The following is a 23,897-nucleotide window of genomic DNA, read 5'->3' as shown; positions in this document are numbered from 1 at the left end:
GAACTGTCGCGCTTTTCCATCAACCAGATGACAGTGAAGCAGCTGTCCATGCCCGAACTGGTCGAGGCATGCTTGGAGTTGGGCGTTCCGGGCATCGGTCTCTGGCGTGAGCCGGTCCAGTCGTATGGCCTGGAGGCGACCGCGAAACTGGTCCGCGACGCGGGCCTGACGGTCACCACCCTGTGCCGGGGCGGCTTCTTCACGGCGATCGACCCGGAGGAGCGCGCGAAGGCCCTGGACGACAACCGGGCGGCCATCGATGAGGCCGCCACCCTCGGCACGGACACGCTGGTCCTGGTGTCGGGCGGCCTCCCGGCGGGCTCCAAGGACCTGCACGGCGCACGCGAGCGCATCGCCGACGCCCTGGGGGAAATGGGCCCGTACGCGGCCGAACGGGGCGTCCGCCTCGCCATCGAGCCCCTGCACCCGATGTACGCCTCGGATCGCTGCGTGGTGTCCACCCTGGCCCAGGCCCTGGACCTCGCGGAACGTTTCCCGGCGGACCAGGTCGGCGTGACGGTCGACACGTACCACATCTGGTGGGACGACACGGCTCCGGCCCAGATCGCCCGCGCGGGCGCCTCGGGCCGCATCCACACCTTCCAACTGGCCGACTGGACGACCCCGTTGCCCGAGGGCGTCCTCACCGGCCGTGGGCAGATCGGCGACGGCTCGATCGACATGCGCGAGTGGAAGGGCTACGTCGAGGCGGCGGGCTATACCGGGCCCATCGAAGTCGAGCTGTTCAATGATGTGTTGTGGGCGCGAGACGGGCGAGAGGTCCTCGCGGAGACGGCGGCGCGGTTCGTGGAGCACGTGGCGTAGCCCGCAACAGGATTCGCGGATCGCGGATCGCGGATCACGAATCACCGTCATCCGGAGTCGCTGCCCGCCCGTGGTCTCTTCCACGGGCGGGCAGCGAGCGGGCATTGTGGTGCCTGTGAGTGACGTTGCGCTCTACTTCCCGTATGTCAACCTCCCCGCCGACGCCTGGGTCAAGGCTGCCGCCCTGCACTGGCCACAGCTCGGGCGGATCCGCCCGCTCGGCTACTACGGCCTGCGGGACTCCGACACGGTCAAGCGTCTGAAGGACGAGTTCGACTTCGTCGTGGACGTAAGGCCCGGCTGGGGCAACGAGTCCTGGGTGGACGACGACGTTTTGGGGAGAGTGGGTGGTGATTACGCCCTTCGGGATCACCGGCCTGTGAATACCGAGGATCAAGTCGACGCGCTGTTCTACGACTTCCTCGACAGACACCAGGATGAGCTGATCTCCCGGTACGGGGCCGCCGCGCTCGGTGTTGAATCCCTGCGCACGTGGGAGGTGTACGACGAACTCCTGCCGCTCGATCCCCGGCTGGAGAAGGTGCATCCGGGCAAGGTGTCCTATCAGCTGGCGCAACGACTGGCGGACGCCGGTTTGTTGGTGTCCTGGAGCTACCAATGGCGCCGCGCATCCGACGGGAAGGTCCTCCATGTGAGTGACCTGGCGATGCACCCTCGCCTGGCCGGTGTCTATCTGGCGATCCTCGCGGACGTGGTCGCCCGGGAGAACGGGATGACCCCGGTCACCGATCAGGCGCTGATCTCTGCCGTCACCTCCGGCTGGACGATCGAGGCCATGGCGGAGATCCTGCTCGCCGACGACTCCGGGACGACGACGCAAGGCCCGACGGACTACAGCCACGTGTTCGCGGTGATGGCCATGCAGACGGTCGTCCCCCGCGACCTGGCCGAGGTGCCGGTCGAGCGGATCATCGAAGCCCGGCGGAGGCTGCTGCCGGAGCTGATGCGCTATCGCGAGTTCCTGGACTCGCTCACGCCGGACTTCGTCGAGATCAGCGGGGTACCGGACCCGGGGGTGCGAGCGGCGAAGCTGCGCAACCACGTGGAGAGCAAGATCGCGCAGCCGATCGACGAGATGGAACGTGAGCTCGGCCGTCTCGGCCTGCAGCCCGTCCGAGCCGTCCTGAGTCTCCAGACGCTCGCACCGCCGGCGGCGTTGGGCGTACTCGCCGGCGCCGTTCACCTGCCGTCCGTCGTCACTGGCGCGGGCGTGGTCGCCGGGTGCCTCGTCGGAGCGGCGAGCAGCGCCCTCGACCAGCGAAGGCAGGTCCTCGCCGGCCACCCCGCCGGCTACCTGCTGAACCTGCGGCACGAACTGAGCCCCTCCGACACCGTCGCCCAGATCCGCTCCGCCATCCGCCGGGCGGCACCGGTCAGTCCCGGACGGCGTACGAGACGAAGTCGTCCCCGGTGGTGGGGGAGAGGGTGAGTTGGGCACGGTTGGCCCTCACGTGTCCGTGAACGACCAGCGGCGGCTTGCCGCACTCGGTGCCGATCCCCTTGAGGTCGGCACCCGCGCAGAACGCTGAACCGGCATGGCGGAACCCCTTTCTGGTCCCCCTCCGCGGGGGTACCAGCTGCGAAAAGCGTGAACACTTTCCGGGAAAGTGTTCACGCTTTCGCGGAGTGCATGCGTGGATCGGGCGCCGCCGGCGAGTCAGTCCTGGGCGGCGTAAGAGACGAAGTCGGCCCAGGTGCTGGGGGAGAGGGCGAGGTGGGGCCTCTTTGCACTCAAGGCAGCATGAAAGGGACCCGAACTTCCCGATCAGCCGTGCCAGCCTGCCCGTTGCTGCCCTGGACATTCATCAAGGACGGAGAGATCATCGACCCATGGTCTGGCGCAGAAAGAAGCGTGAGCAAGTAGTCCACAATGCAGATGTAGCCAAAGTGATGTGTCGGATCTTCGATTCACTCCCGACAACGAGTGATCCAGATCAAGTGGCCAAGCACTACGTGAAGCGCCTAATGAAGCCCGCTACTGGGCAGCTCGTCAGCGCGAAGAAGCTGAGCGGATCGGATTTCTATATCGGGCTATCGGCCGAGGATCCTGCCTACAACCTTGAACGGCTGACAAAGAGGGCGACCCTAGTTTCTGACACGTTGCTGTTAACGCATGGGAGGTCTGCGCCGTATCGACACATCGAGACTTACCGAACTCTTCCAGTAACTAACAGTATGCAGTCGGCCATCGTTCAGTCGGAGATCTCCTATGGCATTCACTGCCCGGACGTCAGCCGCTTGGGGAGATACCTGATTGACTCGGAACCTCTGCTCAGGACGGGGCTTGCCTGGTACCTGCCGTACCTTTCAGGAACGAATGTAAACCTGTCCTTTATCGCGTCACCCGGCAGAGCCGACGGATCCCCTCGCTCACACCAAATAACCGCAGTTGACTACCTGGTTCGCGATGGCAGGGCTGTGAATGTATCGGAATCTGCCCCAATGAAGAGCGCCGCCGTTCGGTTCATTCTTGGCGTCGACCTTCCATTCATCGACGGTATCGCCATGAGTGAGTTCAGCAAGATAACAGTCGAAGAGTTTAATGGTCATCGATCGGTTCGCAACTTCATTCAAGGCAGAATTAATCAGCTGGATGACGCGATGAATGCGGAGCAGTCGGAGCGAGAGATTCGACAGATTGGTCTCGATATCAAAGGCTCCATCATCAAGGCGACGGAGGATCTCAATAAAGCCTCAAGGACAGGAGCAATTGCCGCCACGAAAGCCGGAGTGAGTACGGTCACGGGAGTTCTCGTTGCTGTCTGCGGTCCTTTCCTCCAAGAAGCGTTGGCTGTCTTAGGAGTGTCCGGGGGGTTGTGGGCATTCATCGACGCCAAGGCGCAACAGAATCCCCGCCAGATAATTGAAGATAAGTGGTACTATGTGTGGGTTCTATATCAAAAGGGTGGATCAGTTCTCTAGGTCGATTCGCTCTTGCGCTCCCACCCCGCCTCGAGTTCTTCCTCGCCGCTTTCCCGGCCGCCAGCAACCCCGACCAGCCCACGGGTCAGTGAGACCCGGCGTGATCGTGCCAAAAAATCTTCAGAGGCTGTACAACCCTCCCCGCATTCCGTGGGTCGTACCTGGCATCAGAACACCTGGAGGGGGATCCGGGGGGATCGCGGGGGTTTCTGATGTAAGGGGAGGGAAACCGAGGGGGCCTGGTCGACGGATCAGGCCCCCTCGAAGTTTTCGCGGGCACGTCAGCGGGTGCGTCAGAAGAAGACCCCGCAGCGCAGCAGCACATTCGCGTACGGGCGGGCCTCGCCGGTCCGTACGATCAGGCGCGCGCCCGCCGACAGTTGCTTCAGCTCCTCGTGCGAGACGAGCTCCAGCTCCGGGAAGTGTGCGTCCAGCAGCGCCGACGCCGCCGGGTTCGCCGCGCGGATCTCGGTGGCGGCCGTGGCGCCTTCCACCACCAGTTCCGCCAGCAGGCCGTCGAGCACCTCGGCGAAGGACGGCACCCCGGCCCGGAAGGCCAGGTCCACGAGCCGTGGGCCCGCCGGGACGGGCATGCCGACGTCGCAGATCAGTACGCCGTCGCCGTGGCCCAGCTCGGCCAGGGCGCCGGCGAGATGGCGGTTCAGTATTCCGGCCTTCTTCACAGGGCGGCGACCTCCTCGGCAGTCGGGAAGGAAGCCTGGGCGCCCTCCCGGGTGACGGCCGCGGCGCCCACGCGCGCCGCGTACGCCGCGGCTTCCGCCAGGGACTCCCCGAGCCCCAGCCGCCAGGCCAGCGCCGCGGTGAACGCGTCGCCCGCGCCGGTCGTGTCCACGGCGTCCACCTTCACGGACGGGACACGGGCCGATCCTGCAGTGTCGGCGACCAGCGCGCCGTCCGCACCCAGGGTGACGACCACCGAGCGCGGGCCGCGGGCGAGCAGCGCCTCGGCCCACTGCTCCGGTGTGTCGCCGGTGTCCACGCCGAGCACCACCCGCGCTTCGTGCTCGTTCAGGATCAGCGGGTCGCAGGCGGCGAGCACGTCCTCGGGCAACTCCCGGGGCGGGGAAGGGTTCAGTACGAAACGGGTGCCGGGCCGCAAGCCCCGTACGACCTCCACGACCGTTTCCAGGGGGATCTCCAGCTGGGCCGAGACCACCCGGGAGGCGGCGAGCAGGGCCGACGCCGCGCGGATGTCCTTCGGGGTCAGGTGTCCGTTCGCGCCCGGCGACACCACGATGCTGTTGTCGCCCGACGGGTCGACCGTGATCAGCGCGACGCCGGTGGGCGCCCCGCCGACCAGAACAGCGGCCGTGTCGACTCCGGCGTCCCGCTGCGAGTCGAGCAGCAGGCGCCCGTGCGCGTCGTCGCCGACGCGGGCCAGCAGCGCCGTACGGGCTCCCAGGCGGGCGGCGGCGACCGCCTGGTTGGCGCCCTTGCCGCCCGGGTGGAGGGCCAGATCGGAGCCGAGGACCGTCTCACCGGCACCGGGACGGCGGTCGACGCCGATCACCAGGTCGGCGTTGGCCGATCCCACGACCAGGAGGTCGTAGTCGTACATGAACTGTCTCCCTGTGCAGGTGAGTTGGAGCCCTACGCGGTCGGTGGCCGGGACGGGCCGAGCGGGTCCTCCCGCCCGGCCACCGTTCCGTGTCAGCCGCTGAACTCGCCCACGTTCTCAGCCGTGGCCACCTTCACCGGCACCTTGACCGTCTGCTCGACCTTCTCGCCCTTCGCCGCCTTGACCGCGTTCTGAATCGCGATCTTGCCGATTTCCTTCGGCAGCTGCGCAACCGACGCGAACAGCGTGCCGTCCTTGACCGCCTTGAGACCGTCCGGCGTGCCGTCGAAGCCGACGACCGTGACCGACTTGCCGGCCTTGCTGCCCAGCGCCTTGATCGCGCCCAACGCCATCTCGTCGTTCTCGGCGAAGACACCGTTCACGTCCGAGTGCGCCTGGAGGAGGTTGGTCATGACGTCCAGGCCCTTGGTGCGGTCGAAGTCCGCGGGCTGCTTGGCGAGGACCTTGATGTCCGGGTAGGCCTTGATGCCCTCGGCGAAGCCCTGGCCGCGTTCACGGCTGGCGGATGTTCCGGCGGTGCCCTGAAGGATGACGACCTTGCCCTTGCCGCCCAGCTTCTCGGCCAGGGCCTTCGCGGCGAGCCGTCCTCCCTCGACGTTGTCGGAGGCGACGGTGGCGGCGAGGTCGGCGCCGTTGACCGTGCGGTCGGCCGCGACGACCGGGATGCCCGCCTTGTCGGCCGCCTTCACCGACGGCGCGGCGGCGTCCGAGTCCACCGGGTTGATGATGACGGCCTTCACGTTCTGGCCGGTGAAGTTCTGCAGCTGGTTGGCCTGCTGCGAGGCGTCGTTCTGGGCGTCGTTGACGGTCAGGTCGACGTCCAGGGCCTTGGCCTCCGCCTCGGCGCCCTGCTTGAGCTGCACGAAGAACGGGTTGTTGAGCGTCGAGATCGACATGCCGATCTTCGTGCTTCCGGAACCGTCGGATCCGGAGGCCGAGTTGCAGGCGGTGGCGGTCAGGGCGAGGGCCGCGACGGCCGTGACGACGGCGAACTTCCGGTTCAGATTCGTACCCATGGCTGCTTCCTTGCAGTGAGCGGGGCTGGGACAGTGGGGGGGCGGCACCAATCAGCCCGTCCGGCGTTTGAGGACGAGGCCGTTCAGGCCGATCGGGGGTCCAGGGGGCGGAGCCCCCTGGCGGGGTCTGGGGCGGAGCCCCAGAAGGATGGGACGGGTAAGGGCGGCGGGGGCGAAACCCCCTGGTTCAGGCAGCGCGCCGGCGCACCGTGTCCAGCAGGACGGCGAGCGCGATGACCACACCGATGACGACCTGCTGCCAGAAGGCCGAGACGGACAGCAGGTTGAGGCCGTTGCGCAGCACGGCCAGGATCAGGGCGCCGATGAAGGTGCCCGAGGCCTTGCCGACGCCGCCGGAGAGGCTGGCGCCGCCGATGACGACGGCGGCGATGGCGTCGAGCTCGTACCCGAGGGCGGCCTGCGGCTGGGCGGAGACCAGGCGGGAGGCGAGCACGATGCCCGCGACGGCCGCGAAGCCGCCGGACAGCGCGTAGATGGCGAGCTTCTGCTTCTTCACGCGCAGCCCGGACAGGCGCGCCGCCTCCTCGTTGCCGCCGATCGCGTACATGGAGCGGCCGATGTACGTACGGGACAGGACGACGGCGGTGATCACGCCCATCGCCACCATGACCAGGACGGGCACCGGCAGCCAGCCGCCGAGGGTGTTGCCGAGCGCGGAGACCGAGTCGGGGAAGGCGATCGGGCTGCCTTGCGAGATGACCAGCGCCAGGCCGCGGCCCACCGAGAGCATGGCGAGCGTGGCGATGAACGGCGGGAGTTTGCCGTACGAGATCAGTGCGCCGCTGACCAGCCCGCACGCGATGCCGGTGCCCAGGGCCAGGACCACGGCCAGCCACACGGGCAGGCCTTCGGAGGTCGCGGTCCAGGCGAGGACGGTCGCGGCGAGCGCGGCCACCGAGCCGACGGACAGATCGATGCCGGCCGAGACGATGACGAAGGTCACGCCGAAGGCCAGGATCGCCGTCACGGCGGCCTGCACACCGACGTTGAGCAGGTTCTGGGTGGTCAGGAAGTCGCCGGAGAGCAGCGACATCGCCACGATCAGGACGATGAGGGCGCTGAGCGCGCCGTTGTCGAGCAGGACGCGCCGGGCCGCCGTGGCGTTCCCCGCGCCGGGGCTGGACTTGAGCGTGTCAGTGGCCACGGCCGGCCTCCACTTCTTTCTTCTCGTCCTTCACTGGTGGGTGCGTGGTGACGGCGAGCGCCATGACGGCGTCCTGGGTCGCCTGGTGGGCGGGGAGTTCACCCGCGATCCGGCCCTGGGCCATGACCAGCACCCGGTCGCTCATGCCGAGCACCTCGGGCAGATCGCTGGAGATCATCAGCACCGCGTGGCCGGCGGCGGTCAGTTCGTTGACGAGCTGGTAGATCTCGACCTTGGCGCCCACGTCGATGCCGCGGGTGGGTTCGTCGAGGATCAGCACTCTGGTGTCGGCAAGGAGCCATTTGCCGATGACGACCTTCTGCTGGTTGCCGCCGGACAGGGTGCGCACATGCTGGCCGAGGCCCGCCATCCGCACGCCGAGCTGTTCGGCGATCCGGGCGGCGGCGGTGCGCTGCGCCCCGCGGTCCACCCAGCCGGCGCGGCTGGCCGCACGCAGGGTGACCAGGCCCAGGTTCTCCTGCACGGAGGCGTTCAGCACCAGGCCCTGGCCCTTGCGGTCCTCCGGCACCAGGCCGATCCCGGCCTCCAGGGCCGCGCCCACGTCGTGGCGGGGCAGCCGGCGGCCGTCCACCTCGACCGTCCCGGCGTCGTAGGGGTCGGCGCCGAAGACCGCCCGGGCGACCTCCGTGCGGCCCGCGCCGACCAGGCCCGCGACGCCGACCACTTCACCGGCGCGCACCTCGAAGCTGACGTCGTGGAAGACGCCGTCGCGGGTGAGGCCGGAGACCGAGAGCAGGGGCGCTCCGAAGTCGGCCGGCTCGCGCGGGTACTGCTGCTCGATGGACCGGCCCACCATGAGCCGGACGAGTTCGTCCCGCGGGGTCGAGGCGGGTACCTGGCCGACGCTCCTGCCGTCGCGCAGCACGGTCACCCGGTCGCCCAGGGCGGCGATCTCCTCCAGGTGGTGGGTGATGAAGACGACGGCGACGCCGTCCTCGCGCAGCCTGCGCACGATCGAGAAGAGCTTGTCGACCTCCTCGGAGGTGAGCACGGCGGTCGGCTCGTCCATGATCAGCACGCGGGCGTTCAGGCTCAGCGCCTTCGCGATCTCGACCATCTGGAGCCGTGCGATGCCGAGTTGACGCACACGCGCGCGTGGGGACACGTTGACGCCGACCCGCTCCAGCAGCTCGGCCGCGTCCGCCTCCATCTTCTTCCGGTCGATCATCCCGAAGCGGCGCGGCTGACGTCCCAGGAAGATGTTCTCGGCGACCGACAGGTCGGGGACGAGGTTGAACTCCTGGTAGATGGTGGCGATCCCGAGGCGCTCGGAGTCCTGCGCCCCGTGGATGCGCACCTCGGCGCCGTCGACGAGGACGCGCCCGGCGTCGGGCCGGTAGGCGCCGGACAGCATCTTGATGAGGGTGCTCTTGCCCGCGCCGTTCTCGCCGAGCAGTACGTGCACCTCGCCGCGGCGCAGGTCGAAGCCCACGTCGTCGAGCGCGACGACACCGGGGAAGGTCTTCCGTATGCCTTCGAGGCGCAGCAACGTGTCCGGGTCGCTCACGGCTTGCTCCTTTGTGCGGGGGAGGACCTTCGGGCGGAGGAGGGCTCGGTGGCGGGCGCGGGGGAGGGCTCAGGGGAGGGTTCGCCGCACGAGCGGCGTACGACGAGACGCGCGGGGAGGGTGACGGACTTCGGGGTGCGGCCCTCGATACGGGCGACGAGGGCGCGCACCGCGGCCCGGCCCAGCTCGCCCGTCGGCTGGGCGACCGCGGTGATCGGCGGATCGGTGTGCACGAACCAGGGGATGTCGTCGAACGCGGCGAGCGCGATGTCCTCGGGGACCCGCATCCCGCGCGCGCGGATGGCGTCCAGCGCGCCGAGCGCCATCAGGTTGTCGGCGGCGAAGACGACCTCGGGCGGCTCGGGCAGGTCCAGGAACCGCTCGGTGGCCCGGCGCCCGCTCTCGGCCTGGAAGTCGCCCTGGCCGATGTAGTCGTCGGGGAGGGTGAGCCCGTACTCGGCGATGGCCGCACGGAAGGCCTCGACGCGCTCGCGGCCGGTCGTGGTCGCCGCCGGGCCCGCGATGATGGCGAGCCTGCGGTGGCCGAGCCCGTGCAGATGGGCGACGAGATCGCGTACGGCCGCCCGTCCGTCCGCCTGAACCACCGGGACGTCCACGCCCGGGATCCAGCGGTCGACGAAGACCATCGGCGTTCCGGCGCGGGCGGCGTCCAGCATCAGGGGCGAGCCGCCGTCGGTGGGGGAGACCAGGAGGCCGTCGATCCGGCGGTCGAGCAGGTTGCGGATGTGGTGGTCCTGCAACTCCGGCCGTTCGTCGGCGTTTCCGAAGATCACGCTGTAGCCGAGCGCGCGGGCCTCCTCCTCGACGGAGCGGGCCAGTTCGGTGAAGTACGGGTTGAGGACGTCGCTGATGACGAGGCCCAGGGTGTGGGTCTGGTCGGTGCGCAGGGAGCGGGCCACCGCGTTGCGCCGGTAGCCGAGAACGTCGACGGCGGCGAGGACGCGGGTGCGCGCCGCGGGGCTCACGGACGGGTGGTCGTTGAGCACACGGGACACCGTGGCAACGGAGACGCCCGCCTTGGCGGCGACATCCTTGATGCTCGCCATCGCGGCCCCACCTCCTTGTGGAATCCCTCGTGGAATCGATTACACGAGGAGGATTGGAATCGATTACACGGCTGTTGAGCAAGACCTCGGAACCGGCGAAATCGGATCGTGATGAAGTTGTCCACAGGCTCCGTTCGTTGTCAGAGGTCGGAGGTAGCGTCGGATCATGTCCAATCAGGCGGGGAACCAGGCGGGGAGCGGAGCGCGGAACCTGGCGGTTCTGGAAGGCGTACTGGAGCGCATCACGTACGCCAACGAGGAGAACGGGTACACGGTCGCCCGCGTGGACACCGGCCGAGGCGGCGGCGATCTGCTCACGGTCGTGGGCGCGCTGCTGGGTGCCCAGGTGGGGGAGTCGCTGCGCATGGAGGGCCGCTGGGGCTCCCACCCCCAGTACGGCAAGCAGTTCACGGTGGAGAACTACACGACGGTGCTGCCCGCGACCGTCCAGGGCATCCGCCGCTATCTGGGCTCCGGCCTGGTCAAGGGAATCGGCCCGGTCTTCGCGGACCGCATCACGCAGCACTTCGGGCTGGACACCCTCCAGATCATCGAGGAGGAGCCGAAGCGCCTGATCGAGGTCCCGGGGCTCGGCCCCAAGCGGACCAAGAAGATCGCCGAGGCCTGGGAGGAACAGAAGGCGATCAAGGAGGTCATGCTCTTCCTGCAGACCGTCGAGGTGTCGACGTCGATCGCGGTCCGCATCTACAAGAAGTACGGCGACGCGTCGATCTCCGTCGTCAAGAACCAGCCCTACCGCCTGGCGTCCGACGTCTGGGGCATCGGCTTCCTCACCGCCGACAAGATCGCCCAGTCCGTCGGCATCCCCCACGACAGCCCGGAGCGCGTCAAGGCCGGTCTCCAGTACGCCCTTTCCCAGTCCACCGACCAGGGCCACTGCTTCCTCCCGGAGGAGCAGCTGATCGCGGACGCGGTGAAGCTGCTCCAGGTGGACACGGGCCTGGTCATCGAGTGCCTCGCCGAACTGGCGGCACCGGCCGAGGACGGCGAGGACCCGGGTGTCGTACGGGAGCGGGTGCCGGGTCACGACGGCGGTGACCCCGTGACAGCCGTGTACCTGGTGCCCTTCCACCGGGCCGAACTCTCCCTGTCCGCCCAGCTGTTGCGTCTGCTGCGCACCGACGAGGACCGGATGGCGGGTTTTCGGGACGTGGCCTGGGACAAGGCGCTGGCATGGCTCAAGGACCGTACGGGAGCGGAGCTGGCGCCCGAGCAGGAGGAGGCCGTCCGCCTCGCGCTGACCAAGAAGGTCGCCGTGCTCACCGGAGGTCCGGGCTGCGGCAAGTCCTTCACGGTCCGCTCGGTCGTCGAATTGGCCCGAGCCAAGAAGGCCAAGGTCGTGCTGGCCGCGCCCACGGGCCGCGCCGCCAAGCGGCTGTCGGAGCTCACGGGCGCGGAGGCGTCGACGGTGCACCGGCTCCTGGAGCTGAAGCCGGGCGGCGACGCGGCCTACGACAAGGACCGCCCGCTGGACGCCGATCTGGTGGTGGTCGACGAGGCGTCCATGCTGGACCTCCTCCTCGCCAACAAGCTGGTCAAGGCGGTGCCTCCGGGTGCGCACCTGCTGTTCGTGGGGGACGTGGACCAGCTGCCGAGCGTCGGCGCGGGGGAGGTCCTGCGGGATCTGCTCGCCGAGGGCGGTCCGGTCCCGGCCGTCCGTCTCACCCAGGTCTTCCGCCAGGCCCAGCAGTCCGGTGTCGTCACCAACGCGCACCGCATCAACTCCGGCCGGCATCCGGTCACCGACGGCATGAAGGACTTCTTCCTCTTCGTCGAGGACGACACGGAGGAGGCGGGCCGGCTCACGGTGGACGTGGCGGCCCGGCGCGTCCCCGCGAAGTTCGGCCTCGATCCGCGCCGTGACGTGCAGGTGCTCGCTCCCATGCACCGCGGCCCGGCGGGCGCCGGCAACCTCAACGCACTGCTGCAGCAGGCGATCACCCCCGCCCGCCCCGACCTCGAGGAGAAGCGCTTCGGAGGCCGCGTCTTCCGTGTGGGCGACAAGGTCACGCAGATCCGCAACAATTATGAAAAGGGCAGGAACGGTGTCTTCAACGGCACGGTCGGCGTAGTCACCTCGCTCCATCTCGACGACCAGCGTCTGACGGTGCTGACGGACGAGGACGAGGAGGTGCCGTACGAATTCGACGAGCTCGACGAGCTGGCGCACGCGTACGCGGTGACGATCCACCGTTCCCAGGGCAGTGAGTACCCGGCGGTGGTGATCCCGGTGACCACCGGCGCCTGGATGATGCTCCAGCGCAATCTGCTCTACACCGCGGTCACCCGCGCCAAGAAGCTTGTGGTGCTGGTCGGTTCGCGCAAAGCGATCGGTCAGGCGGTGCGCACGGTGTCGGCGGGACGACGCTGTACGGCCCTTGATTTCAGGCTCTCACCGCGGTCTCTCGACGCGTGAGCCAAATTTGATCGATCAAATGAGTCACAAAGCTCACAGAGCACTTCCGGAACCGGAGCGAAGGGGGGCAGGATGAGTGAGTTGACGGCACTGAGTGCCGCCAGTAGGCCCAATGGTCGACCCCGAGTGCACTCTCCTGCGCCAAATGGGGGATGGTAGAGACAGTCAGGGCACCTCGAAGAAGAGGCACAACGTCGGTGAGGGATGACGTGAGCGACAACTCTGTAGTACTGCGGTACGGCGACGGCGAGTACACCTACCCGGTGATCGACAGCACCGTCGGCGACAAGGGCTTCGACATCGGGAAGCTCCGCGCCCAGACCGGTCTGGTAACGCTGGACAGTGGTTACGGCAACACCGCCGCCTATAAATCCGCCATCACCTATCTCGATGGTGAGCAGGGCATCCTCCGCTACCGCGGCTACCCGATCGAGCAGTTGGCAGAGCGCTCCTCCTTCCTCGAGGTGGCCTACCTGCTGATCAACGGCGAGCTGCCGACGGTTGACGAGCTCTCCACCTTCAGGGGCGAAATCACGCAGCACACCCTGCTGCATGAGGACGTCAAGAACTTCTACCGTGGCTTCCCGCGTGACGCCCACCCGATGGCGATGCTGTCGTCGGTGGTCTCCGCGCTGTCGACGTTCTACCAGGACAGCCACAACCCGTTCGACGAGCGGCAGCGCAACCTCTCCACGATCCGCCTGCTCGCCAAGCTTCCGACGATTGCGGCGTACGCGTACAAGAAGTCGATCGGCCACCCCTTCGTCTACCCGCGCAACGACCTCGGTTACGTCGAGAACTTCCTGCGCATGACCTTCTCGGTGCCGGCCCAGGAGTACGAGCTGGACCCGGTCGTCGTCTCCGCGCTCGACAAGCTGCTGATCCTGCACGCGGACCACGAGCAGAACTGTTCGACGTCGACGGTCCGTCTGGTCGGCTCCTCGCAGGCGAACATGTTCGCCTCGATCTCCGCCGGTATCTCCGCGCTCTGGGGCCCGCTGCACGGCGGCGCCAACCAGTCCGTCCTGGAGATGCTGGAGGGCATCCAGGCCTCCGGCGGCGACGTGGACTCCTTCATCCGCAAGGTGAAGAACAAGGAGGAAGGCGTCCGCCTGATGGGCTTCGGCCACCGGGTCTACAAGAACTTCGACCCGCGCGCGAAGATCATCAAGGCCGCGGCGCATGATGTCCTCTCCGCCCTCGGCAAGTCCGACGAGCTGCTGGACATCGCCCTCAAGCTGGAGGAGCACGCGCTCTCCGACGACTACTTCGTCTCGCGCAGCCTCTACCCGAACGTGGACTTCTACACCGGCCTGATCTACCGCGCCATGGGCTTCCCGACCGAGATGTTCACGGTCCTGTTCGCCCTCGGCCGCCTCCCGGGCTGGATCGCCCAGTGGCACGAGATGATCAAGGAGCCCGGCTCCCGCATCGGGCGCCCGCGCCAGATTTACACGGGGATCGTCGAGCGGGACTTCGTCCCGGTCGAGGCCCGCTGACACGGCTCCCACAAGCAACGGCGCCCTACGGCGAGTGAGCCAAAGGGGCGCGCCGGTGTCCAGACGGCGAACGCGCGGAGGCCCGACGAAGGAGGGTCGAGCACGATCGCCGTCTCGACACCGGCTTTTGCGCCCCGGCGGCGAACCGAGCCCCAAAAAAGGGGGAAGGCGCCCTGCTACGGTCCCCCCACGGGCCGTAGATCAGGGCGCCTTCCCATGTTCCCGGTGCGGATTCCCCCCACGGGATCCGGGCCGGGCGTCTGTGAGACAGCGCCTGAATCGCTGCGAGCCAAACGAGCAAAACTGCCTGTACTGCTGCGCTGCGGTCTGCCGGGACGCGTACGTACGGGAGGGCCGCTCAAAGCTCCCCGGTGCACGTGCCCCGGCAACGCAATCCCGGGAACGTCCCCCAAGACGTCCCCGATGCCAGACACGCCCCCCAAGACGCCTCTGACATCGCCAACTTAGACTCACGAACCCCTTCGATGGTTACGTTCGCTTCTCTGTGATCTGCGTCTCCTGCATATGTCCTGAAGATGCGCAAGAGACCCGATATGGCGATCGGAGCCCAAGCGTAAGGATGATGCGCGAGCCTTGTGAAGAGTTTATGTGAGGCTCGCGTCGGACTCTAGAGGGGTTCTTACCTCGACATCACCGAAATGCCCGGAGTCGGAGGCTGTTCGACACCACGAACACCGACGAGAACGCCATCGCGGCGCCCGCGATCATCGGGTTCAGCAGCCCCGCCGCGGCCAGCGGCAGCGCGGCCACGTTGTAGCCGAAGGCCCAGACGAGATTCCCCTTGATCGTCGAGAGGGTCTTCCGCGACAGCCGGATCGCATCCGCGGCGACCCGCAGATCCCCGCGTACGAGCGTCAGATCGCCCGCCTCGATCGCCGCGTCCGTGCCGGTCCCCATGGCCAGACCCAGATCGGCCGTGGCGAGCGCGGCCGCGTCGTTGACGCCGTCGCCGACCATGGCCACGGTCCGGCCCTCGGCCTGGAGCCGCTTGATCACCTCGACCTTGTCCCGCGGCAGCACCTCGGCGTGGACGCACGCGTCGTCGATACCGACGCGGCGGGCCACGGACGCGGCGACGGTCCGGTTGTCCCCGGTCAGCAGCACCGGCGTGAGCCCCAGGGCGCGCAGCTCGCGAACCGCCTCGGCGCTGGTCTCCTTGACCGCGTCGGCGACGGTCAGGACACCGCGTGCCACGCCGTCCCAGGCGACGGCGACGGCGGTACGTCCGTCCTCCTCGGCCCGCGTCTTCAGCGCGGCCAGTTCGTCGGGCAGCGTGACACCGGCCTCTTCGAGCAGCCGTGCGCGCCCGACCAGCACCTCGTGCCCCTCGACCGTGCCGCGTACGCCGAGCCCCGGGACGTTCTCGAAGGCGGAGGCCGAGGGCAGCGGGACTCCGGCCCTCCCCCAGCCTTCGGCCGGGGGGACCCCCATCTCGCTTCGCTCCTCGGCGCCCGCGGCGACGGCCCGCGCGACGGGATGCTCGGAGGCGTGCTCCACGGCGCCCGCGAGCCGCAGTACCTCCTTCTCGTCGGCGTCCTCCGTGACGTACACGTCCTGGAGGGTCATGCGGCCGGTGGTGACCGTTCCGGTCTTGTCCAGGACGACCGTGTCGACGCGGCGCGTGGACTCCAGGACCTCGGGACCCTTGATGAGGATGCCGAGCTGGGCGCCACGGCCGGTGCCGACCATCAGGGCCGTCGGGGTGGCCAGGCCGAGGGCGCACGGGCAGGCGATGATCAGCACCGCGACGGCGGCCGTGAAGGCGGCGGTCCGCTCGCCCGTCATGCCGAGCCAGGCACCGAAGGTGGCGGCGGCGAGCAGTAGAACGACGGGCACGAAGACGGCGGAGATCCGGTCGGCGAGGCGCTGCACCTCGGCCTTCCCGTTCTGCGCGTCCTCGACGAGCTTCGCCATCCGCGCCAGCTGTGTGTCCGCGCCGACGCGGGTCGCCTCGACGACGAGCCGGCCCCCGGCGTTCACGGTCGCGCCCGTCACGGCGTCGCCGACCGTCACGTCCACCGGCACGGACTCGCCGGTCAGCATCGAGGCGTCGACCGCCGAGATGCCCTCGACGACGGTGCCGTCGGTGGCGATCTTCTCCCCGGGCCGCACGACGAAACGGTCGCCGACCGCGAGCCGGCCGACGGGGACGCGTACTTCCTTCCCCGCCCGCAGTACGGAGACGTCCTTGGCGCCGAGGTGGAGCAGTGCCCGCAGCGCGGCGCCCGCGCGCCGCTTGGAGCGTGCCTCCAGATAGCGGCCGAGCAGGATGAACGTGACGACTCCGGCGGCCACTTCGAGATAGAGCGCCGACGAGCCGTCCGTACGAGAGACAGCGATATCGAAGCCGTGCCGCATGCCCGGCATCCCCGCGTGTCCCCAGAACAGCGCCCACACCGACCAGCCGAAGGCGGCCAGCGTGCCGACCGAGACGAGGGTGTCCATGGTGGCCGCGCCGTGCCGGGCGTTCGTGAACGCCGCCCGGTGGAACGGGAGCCCGCCCCAGACGACGACGGGCGCGGCGAGCGTCAGCGACAGCCACTGCCAGTTGTCGAACTGGAGGGACGGGACCATGGAGAGGAGGACCACGGGGAACGCGAGAAGGGCGGAGACGGTCAGGCGTTCGCGCAGGGCGGCGAGTACGGGATCGTCCTCGCCCCGGCGGGCCTCCTCCGACGGTTCTGAAGACTCCGGCGGCTCCGGCGGCGGTGGCTCCTCGGCCGTGTAGCCGGTCTTCTCCACCACGGCGATCAGGTCGGCGACGCGCACCCCGTCCGCGTACGAGACCTTCGCCCGCTCCGTCGCGAAGTTCACCGTGGCGGTGACACCGTCCATGCGGTTGAGCTTCTTCTCGACGCGGGCCGCGCAAGAGGCGCAGGTCATTCCGCCGATGGTGAGCTCGACCTCGGCGGGCGGCGCCTCTTCCATGGCCGGTGGTATTGCCGTGCTGCTCATGTCCGGACTCCAGACAGCGGACCGGGCCGTACGGAGCCAGTGTCACTGGTGGTCGGTGCGGCCCGATCCGCGGAGGTGTGTGATCAGGCCTGGCCGACGAGCTCGTAACCGGCCTCGTCGACCGCGGCGCGCACCGCGGCCTCGTCGAGCGGGGCGGCGGAGACGACAGTGACCTCGCCACTGGAGGCCGCGGCCTTCACCGAGCTCACGCCGGCGATCTCGGAGATCTCTTCGGCGACGGAGCCTTCACAGTGTCCGCAGCTCATCCCGCTCACCTTGTAGACAGTGGTCACGGGGCCCAGGGTGTCGGTCTGCGCGGTCATGTCGTTACTCCTCATCGGGGCGTGTGGGGCCGTGGGGCGTTTGGAGCTTGTGTGGCCCGCGGGGGGGTCTTTCACACCCCCACACTATACCCCTAGGGGGTACGTTCCCAAGGGGGGTGCGCCGGAGCGCGCGAACGTAACCCCTAGCGTTCGGTCCGCGACGGTGATATCCGGGCAGCCGGGGCGGCTCGGAGGGGCGGAAAGGCGGGCGCATGCGGGCAGTGGTCTTCGAACGGTACGGGGAGCCGGCCGACGTACGGGAGGTGCCGGACCCGGTGCCCGCGCACCACGGGGTGGTGGTGCGGGTCGAGGCCACTGGCCTCTGCCGCAGCGACTGGCACGGCTGGCAGGGGCACGACCCGGACATCGCTCTGCCGCATGTGCCGGGGCACGAGTTCGCCGGGACCGTCGAGGCGGTGGGCGCTCTGGTGACGGGGTGGCGCCCCGGTGACCGGGTCACCGTGCCGTTCGTCTGCGCCTGCGGAAGCTGCGCCTCCTGCGCGGCGGGCGACCAGCAGGTGTGCGAGCGGCAGACCCAGCCCGGGTTCACGCACTGGGGGTCCTTCGCGCAGTACGTCGCCCTGGACCACGCCGATGTGAACCTGGTCGCGGTGGCCGAGGAACTCTCCTTCGGTACGGCGGCTTCGCTGGGATGCCGGTTCGCCACGGCGTTCCGGGCGGTCGTCGCGCAGGGGCGCGTGACGGCGGGGGAGTGGGTGGCCGTCCACGGGTGCGGGGGAGTCGGGCTGTCCGCCGTGATGATCGCGGCGGCCTGCGGGGCGCGGGTCGTCGCGGTCGACGTCTCGCCACAGGCGCTCGACCTGGCGCGGAAGTTCGGGGCGGCGGAGTGCGTGGACGCGTCCATGACGGAGGGTACGGCGGAAGCGGTGCGTGAACTCACGGGCGGCGGCGCCCATCTCTCGCTCGACGCGCTCGGATCGCCGGTCACCTGCGCGGCCTCGGTGGACGGCCTGCGCCGCCGGGGCCGTCACGTCCAGGTCGGCCTGCTTCCGTCGGCGAGCGGTTCCACTCCCGTTCCGATGGCGCGGGTGATCGCCCTCGAACTCGAGCTCCTCGGCAGCCATGGGATGCCCGCGCACGCGTATCCGCGAATGCTGGAGCTGGTGCGGGCGGGTGTGCTGCGGCCCGACCTCCTCGTCACCTCCACGATTTCGCTGGGCGCTGTGCCTGGGGCGTTGGCTGCGATGGGGGCGGGTTCGGGGTCGGTGTCGGGGGCGGGGGTCACGGTCATCGCGCCGTGGGGGTGAGCGGGGTGGGTCAGTCGTTGCGGCGGGCTTTGCCTCGGTTGCCGGGGCGGGCGGCCACCCAGGCGCGGATGGTGTCCGCGTACCAGTAGGGCTTGCCGGTCTCCACGTGGTCGGGTGGGGGCAGCAAGCCGTGTTTGCGGTAGGAGCGGACGGTGTCCGGCTGGACTCTGATGTGTGCCGCGATGTCTTTGTACGACCAGAGCGTTTGGTCGGTCATCAGTTGCACCTCCCCGCGTGGGCGCTGCGCCGGCGGTCACGAAGCGTTGTGTTCGGTGAACGACGTGGTGTGACCGTGGGTCGGTGTTTGTCGCCCGGGTGTGACGGAAGGTTCGCTGATACGCGACATGTGTGACAGGGGGCGGGTATTCGTGACACGGGCGGGTTTTTCTTCCCTCAACCCCACCCCTTCCCGAAACAGGGGCTGCACCCCCAGGCCCCCCATACGACTGGTCGCGCAGTTCCCCGCGCCCCTGAAGGGCGCGCCCCACGCGCGGGAGGGGCGGAGTCGGGGCACCCAGCCGCGGTCGCACGGCCCCGACCCACCCACCAGCAGCAGGCGCCCCCGCCCAACCGCCGGAGGCCACGGCCTGGTCCGAATGTCTGGACAACCAATTGACAGGCATCCCGCGGCGCGGCTAGACCTGGGATCCCAGTCGAAGCGAAAGGAACTCGATGGGCGAGTTCGCGGAGTCCAGTGCGTACGACCTGATCACCATGGGGCGGATCGGAGTGGACCTCTACCCCCTGCAGGCAGGTGTACCCCTCGCCAGGGTGACGTCCTTCGGGAAGGTCCTCGACGGCCTCGGCGCCGGCGACGCGTTCGGCGGCTCTCTGTGCCACGGGCTGCGCGCGGGGGCCGTCCAGTGAACCCCACCGACCCCAGCATCGGCCCGAGGACGGACGACGTGACGAACAGCCGCCTGTACATCCCCCAAGGCAGCACCGCCACCGCCCCGTACGCCCTCGACATCGACCCCGAACGGGCCGGCTGGACGCACAGCAGCCTGCGGATCGTGGAGCTGGACGCGGGCGGTACACATCTGTTCACCACCGGTGACAGCGAGTGGATCGTGCTTCCGCTCAGCGGCGCCGCTACCGTGCGCATTGAGGACAAAACACTTGAACTCCTGGGCAGGGAGGACGTGTTCAGCGGAGTCACCGACTTCGCGTACGCCCCTCGTGACGCCCAGGTGCAGATCGCCTCCGGCGCGGGAGGCCGCTTCGCCCTGGCAGGAGCGAAGTGCGAGCGCAGACTCCCCGCCCGCTACGGCCCCGCGCCGGAGGTCCCCGTCGAAGACCGCGGCAGCGGCACCTGCGCCCGCCAGGTGCGCAATTTCGCCTCGGCCGACGCCTTCGACTGCGACAAGCTGATCGCAGTCGAGGTCATCACGCCCGGCGGCAACTGGTCCTCGTATCCGCCCCACAAGCACGACGAGCACCGGCCCGGCGTCGAAACGGAACTCGAGGAGATCTATTACTTCGAGATCGAAGGCCCGAACGGATTCGGCTATCAGCGCGTATTCCCTTCGCGCGAGGGCGGAACCGATGTCCTCGCGGAGGTCCGCACCGGCGACGCCGTCCTCGTCCCCGACGGATGGCACGGCCCGTCCATCGCCCAGCCCGGCCACGCGATGTACTACTTGAACGTGATGGCCGGCCCGGGGGAGGACAGGGAGTGGCGGATCTGCTTCCACCCGGAGCACACGGAGGGCTACCGATGACAGAGCCGAAGACGTCAACGTCGACGACAAGGCTGACGGTCGCGCAGGCGCTGGTGCGGTTTCTCGCCGCCCAGTACACGGAACGGGACGGGGTCCGGCGCCGCCTGATCGGCGCCACCTGGGGCATCTTCGGGCACGGCAACGTCGCCGGGCTCGGGCAGGCCCTCGTCGAGTACGCCGACGAGATGCCGTACCACCAGGGCCGCAACGAACAGGCCATGGTGCACGCGGCGGTCGGCTACGCGCGCCAGTCGCACCGCCTGTCCACGCACGCCGTCACGACCTCCATCGGACCCGGCGCCACCAATCTCGTCACCGGCGCCGCCCTCGCGACGATCAACCACCTCCCGGTGCTGCTCCTGCCGGGCGACATCTTCGCGACCCGCCCCGCCGACCCGGTCCTCCAGCAGCTCGAGGTCCCGTACGCGGGCGACGTGTCCGTCAACGACTGCCTGCGTCCGGTGTCGAAGTACTTCGACCGCGTCACCCGCCCCGAGGCCCTCATCCCGGCCGCCCTGCAGGCCATGCGCGTGCTGACCGACCCCGTCGCCACGGGCGCCGTCACGCTCGCGCTGCCGCAGGACGTGCAGGCGGAAGGCTTCGACTGGCCGGAGGAGTTCTTCGCCGAGCGCGTCTGGGCGGTCCGCCGCCCGGGAGCCGACCCGGAGGAGCTGGCCGCCGCCGTCAGGGCCGTACGGGATGCCCGGCGCCCCCTGATCGTCGCGGGCGGCGGTGTCCACCACAGCGAGGCCGAGGACGCGCTCAAGGAGTTTGCCGACGCCACCCGCATCCCGGTCGCCTCGACCCAGGCGGGCAAGGGCTCCCTCAGCTGGGACCACCCGGCGGACGTCGGCGGCATCGGCCACACCGGCACCGCCACCGCCGACGAACTCGCCCGCATGGCCGACCTGGTGATCGGCGTCGGCACCCGCTACACCGACTTCACCACCGCCTCCGGCACCCTCTTCTCCGCCCAGGGTGTCCGCTTCCTGAACCTGAACATCGCGCCCTTCGACGGCCACAAAATGTCCGGTCAGCCGCTGATCGCGGACGCCCGCACGGGCCTCGAAGCGCTCACCGAGGCACTCACGATGCACGGGCACCGCGCCGAGCCCGCGTACGTCACCGAGTACTCGGACGACAAAGAGCGCTGGGAGTACCGGGTCGACGCGGCCTACGAGGCGGACGAACCGGACACCCGGCCCACCCAGCCGCAGGTCCTCGGCCTGCTCGACGAGCTGGTCACCGGGGACGACATCGTGATCAACGCTGCCGGCTCGCTCCCCGGCGACCTGCACAAACTCTGGCGGACGCGGTCCCGGGACCAGTACCACGTCGAGTACGGCTACTCCTGCATGGGCTACGAGATCCCGGCCGCGATCGGCGTGCGGATGGCGGCGCCCGACCGCCCCGTGTGGGCGCTGGTCGGCGACGGCACGTATCTGATGATGCCGACGGAGCTCGTCACGGCCGTACAGGAAGGCGTCGCGATCAAGGTCGTGGTCCTGCAGAACCACGGGTACGCGTCCATCGGCGGGCTCTCCGAGACCGTGGGCGGTGAGCGGTTCGGCACCGCGTACCGCTATCAGTCCGAGGACGGTACGTACACCGGGCGGCCGCTGCCCGTCGACCTCGCCGCCAACGCGGCCAGCCTCGGCATGCGGGTCCTGCGCGCGAAGACCGTACGCGACCTGCGGACCGCCCTCGCCGAGGCACGCGCGGCCGACACTCCCACATGTGTCTACGTGGAGACCGAAACGGCCGACACAGTGTCGGGCGCACCCCCGGCCCAGGCCTGGTGGGATGTACCCGTGGCCGAGACCGCGACCCGCCCGTCGGCGGTCAAGGCGCGTGAGGAGTACGACCGGCACAGCGCCGCCCGACGCCGCCATCTGTGAAGGAGCTTGGGGACATGACGAAGACCGTCAACCACTGGATCGGTGGGAAGACCGTCGAGGGTACGTCGGGTACGTACGGGCCGGTGACCGACCCGGCGACCGGCGCCGTGACCACCCAGGTCGCCTTCGCGACCGTGGACGAGGTGGACGCGGCGGTCGCCACCGCCAAGCAGGCGTACGCGACCTGGGGCCAGTCCTCGCTCGCCCGGCGGACCGAGATCCTGTTCAGGTTCCGGGCGCTGCTCGACGCCCACCGCGACGAGATCGCCGAGCTGATCACCGCCGAGCACGGCAAGGTCCACTCCGACGCGCTCGGCGAGGTCGCGCGCGGCCTGGAGATCGTCGACCTGGCCTGCGGTATCGCGGTGCAGCTGAAGGGCGAGCTGTCCACGCAGGTCGCCACCCGGGTGGACGTCTCGTCCATCCGCCAGCCGCTGGGTGTCGTCGCCGGCATCACGCCGTTCAACTTCCCGGCCATGGTGCCGATGTGGATGTTCCCGATGGCCATCGCCTGCGGCAACACCTTCGTGCTCAAGCCGAGCGAGAAGGACCCGTCGGCCTCGATGAAGGTCGCCGAGCTGCTGGCCGAGGCCGGCCTGCCGGACGGCGTCTTCAACGTCGTGCACGGCGACAAGGTGGCCGTCGACCGGCTGCTTGAGCACCCGGACGTGAAGGCGGTGTCCTTCGTCGGCTCGACGCCCATCGCGCGCTACATCCACACGACGGCCTCGGCGAACGGCAAGCGCGTACAGGCCCTCGGCGGCGCCAAGAACCACATGCTGGTGCTGCCGGACGCGGACCTGGACGCGGCCGCCGACGCCGCGGTCTCGGCCGCCTACGGCTCGGCCGGTGAGCGCTGCATGGCGATCTCGGCGGTCGTGGCGGTGGGCGCGGTCGGCGACGCCCTGGTGGAGAAGATCCGCGAGCGCGCCGAGAAGATCAAGATCGGTCCGGGGAACGACCCCACGTCCGAGATGGGCCCGCTGATCACGGCCGCGCACCGCGACAAGGTCGCCTCGTACGTGACGGGCGCGGCGGCCCAGGGCTCCGAGGTCGTGCTCGACGGCACCGGCTACAGCGTCGAGGGCTATGAGAACGGTCACTGGATCGGGCTCTCGCTGCTGGACCGCGTGCCGGTGACGTCGGACGCGTACCGGGACGAGATCTTCGGTCCGGTGCTGTGCGTGCTGCGCGTCGACACCTACGAGGAGGGCGTCGACCTCATCAACGCCTCGCCGTTCGGCAACGGCACCGCGATCTTCACCCGGGACGGCGGCGCGGCACGCCGCTTCCAGCTGGAGATCGAGGCCGGCATGGTCGGCGTGAACGTGCCGATCCCGGTCCCCGTGGGCTACCACTCCTTCGGTGGCTGGAAGGACTCCCTCTTCGGCGACCACCACATCTACGGCAACGACGGCACGCACTTCTACACCCGCGGCAAGGTCGTGACGACCCGCTGGCCCGACCCGTCGGACGCTCCGGCGGGCGTGGATCTGGGGTTCCCCCGTAACCACTGACCATGATCGCGAGAGCGGTGCGCGTACCACGAACGCGGTACGCGACAGGGGCGCCGTACTCCCGCGGGATGGTGGAGGGTTCCGACCGATGTCTGCTTCGGCTGTCGGCGGGTG

General features: G+C 69.2%; 16 protein-coding genes and 2 pseudogenes. 10 read left to right on the top strand and 8 right to left on the bottom strand.

What is annotated here, in order from left to right:
- The first annotated feature begins 27 nt into the window (after positions 1-27).
- From FE633_RS26025 to FE633_RS26015, 3 genes are all read left to right on the top strand, one after another.
- Positions 28-825, top strand: coding sequence for a sugar phosphate isomerase/epimerase family protein (locus FE633_RS26025; RefSeq protein WP_138047617.1), 798 nt, complete (start codon positions 28-30; stop codon positions 823-825).
- 115 nt (positions 826-940) lie between these two features.
- The gene (locus FE633_RS26020) at positions 941-2,275 is read left to right on the top strand and encodes a DUF6236 family protein (RefSeq protein ID WP_138047616.1); all 1,335 of its coding nucleotides are present in this window, start codon (positions 941-943) and stop codon (positions 2,273-2,275) included.
- A gap of 401 nt (positions 2,276-2,676) precedes the next feature.
- A complete protein-coding gene (locus tag FE633_RS26015) occupies positions 2,677-3,768 on the top strand; it encodes a hypothetical protein (RefSeq protein ID WP_138047615.1) in 1,092 nt (363 codons plus the stop codon).
- A 293-nt stretch (positions 3,769-4,061) separates the two neighbouring features.
- Here FE633_RS26015 and rbsD read toward each other — a convergent pair whose 3' ends face one another.
- From rbsD to FE633_RS25985, 5 genes and pseudogenes are all read right to left on the bottom strand, one after another.
- Positions 4,062-4,451, bottom strand: coding sequence for a D-ribose pyranase (gene rbsD / locus FE633_RS26010; RefSeq protein ID WP_138047614.1), 390 nt, complete (start codon positions 4,449-4,451; stop codon positions 4,062-4,064).
- Entirely contained in the window at positions 4,448-5,347 is a 900-nt protein-coding gene (locus FE633_RS26005; protein ID WP_138047613.1) for a ribokinase, read from the bottom strand. Before FE633_RS26005 ends, rbsD begins: the two co-directional genes overlap by 4 nt.
- 92 nt (positions 5,348-5,439) lie before the next feature.
- Positions 5,440-7,549 (bottom strand): annotated as a pseudogene (locus FE633_RS49835) (ABC transporter permease/substrate-binding protein).
- Positions 7,539-9,077 carry a sugar ABC transporter ATP-binding protein gene (locus FE633_RS25990; RefSeq protein WP_138047611.1) on the bottom strand — a complete coding sequence of 513 codons (1,539 nt, stop codon included), beginning with the start codon at positions 9,075-9,077 and terminating at the stop codon, positions 7,539-7,541. Before FE633_RS25990 ends, FE633_RS49835 begins: the two are co-directional and overlap by 11 nt.
- Positions 9,074-10,144: a LacI family DNA-binding transcriptional regulator gene (locus tag FE633_RS25985; RefSeq protein ID WP_138047610.1), complete on the bottom strand. Its 1,071-nt coding sequence runs from the start codon at positions 10,142-10,144 to the stop codon at positions 9,074-9,076. The genes FE633_RS25990 and FE633_RS25985 overlap by 4 nt, the downstream gene beginning before the upstream one ends.
- Positions 10,145-10,310: 166 nt before the next feature.
- On the opposite strand from FE633_RS25985, the gene recD2 reads away from it, so the two are divergent.
- Together recD2 and FE633_RS25975 are read left to right on the top strand one after the other, a co-directional pair.
- Positions 10,311-12,581 carry an SF1B family DNA helicase RecD2 gene (gene recD2, locus FE633_RS25980; protein ID WP_138047609.1) on the top strand — a complete coding sequence of 757 codons (2,271 nt, stop codon included), beginning with the start codon at positions 10,311-10,313 and terminating at the stop codon, positions 12,579-12,581.
- Between the two features lie 209 nt (positions 12,582-12,790).
- Positions 12,791-14,080, top strand: coding sequence for a citrate synthase (locus FE633_RS25975; RefSeq protein ID WP_138047608.1), 1,290 nt, complete (start codon positions 12,791-12,793; stop codon positions 14,078-14,080).
- Positions 14,081-14,731: 651 nt separating this feature from the next.
- On the opposite strand, the gene FE633_RS25965 is transcribed toward FE633_RS25975, so the two are convergent.
- Together FE633_RS25965 and FE633_RS25960 are read right to left on the bottom strand one after the other, a co-directional pair.
- A complete protein-coding gene (locus FE633_RS25965; protein ID WP_138047607.1) occupies positions 14,732-17,056 on the bottom strand; it encodes a heavy metal translocating P-type ATPase in 2,325 nt (774 codons plus the stop codon).
- Between the two features lie 83 nt (positions 17,057-17,139).
- Positions 17,140-17,379, bottom strand: a complete 240-nt coding sequence (locus FE633_RS25960; protein ID WP_138047606.1) for a heavy-metal-associated domain-containing protein — start codon at positions 17,377-17,379, stop codon at positions 17,140-17,142.
- 212 nt (positions 17,380-17,591) lie between these two features.
- Between FE633_RS25960 and FE633_RS25955 the strand changes: the two genes are divergently transcribed.
- The gene (locus FE633_RS25955; protein WP_138047605.1) at positions 17,592-18,647 is read left to right on the top strand and encodes a zinc-dependent alcohol dehydrogenase family protein; all 1,056 of its coding nucleotides are present in this window, start codon (positions 17,592-17,594) and stop codon (positions 18,645-18,647) included.
- A 10-nt stretch (positions 18,648-18,657) separates the two neighbouring features.
- Here the strand turns inward: FE633_RS25955 and FE633_RS25950 are convergent, their stop codons facing one another.
- Entirely contained in the window at positions 18,658-18,864 is a 207-nt protein-coding gene (locus tag FE633_RS25950) for a helix-turn-helix transcriptional regulator (RefSeq protein WP_138047604.1), read from the bottom strand.
- Between the two features lie 455 nt (positions 18,865-19,319).
- On the opposite strand from FE633_RS25950, the pseudogene FE633_RS25945 reads away from it, so the two are divergent.
- The 4 genes and pseudogenes from FE633_RS25945 to mmsA form a co-directional block, all read left to right on the top strand.
- Positions 19,320-19,448, top strand: a pseudogene (locus tag FE633_RS25945) (5-dehydro-2-deoxygluconokinase); the annotation flags it as partial.
- Positions 19,449-19,552: 104 nt separating this feature from the next.
- Positions 19,553-20,368, top strand: coding sequence for a 5-deoxy-glucuronate isomerase (gene iolB / locus FE633_RS25940; protein WP_138047603.1), 816 nt, complete (start codon positions 19,553-19,555; stop codon positions 20,366-20,368).
- On the top strand, positions 20,365-22,266 hold the full coding sequence (gene iolD, locus FE633_RS25935; protein WP_138047602.1) for a 3D-(3,5/4)-trihydroxycyclohexane-1,2-dione acylhydrolase (decyclizing): 1,902 nt from the start codon (positions 20,365-20,367) through the stop codon (positions 22,264-22,266). The genes iolB and iolD overlap by 4 nt, the downstream gene beginning before the upstream one ends.
- A gap of 14 nt (positions 22,267-22,280) precedes the next feature.
- Complete coding sequence (gene mmsA, locus FE633_RS25930; RefSeq protein ID WP_138047601.1) at positions 22,281-23,783, top strand: CoA-acylating methylmalonate-semialdehyde dehydrogenase; 1,503 nt, start codon at positions 22,281-22,283, stop codon at positions 23,781-23,783.
- The last annotated feature ends 114 nt before the right edge of the window (positions 23,784-23,897 follow it).

The sequence above is a fragment of the Streptomyces montanus genome (assembly GCF_005786655.1).
Classification (GTDB): Bacteria; Actinomycetota; Actinomycetes; order Streptomycetales; family Streptomycetaceae; genus Streptomyces; species Streptomyces sporangiiformans.
The sequence above is the reverse complement of the archived record's forward strand: the minus strand, read 5'-3'. Positions and strand labels throughout refer to the sequence as shown.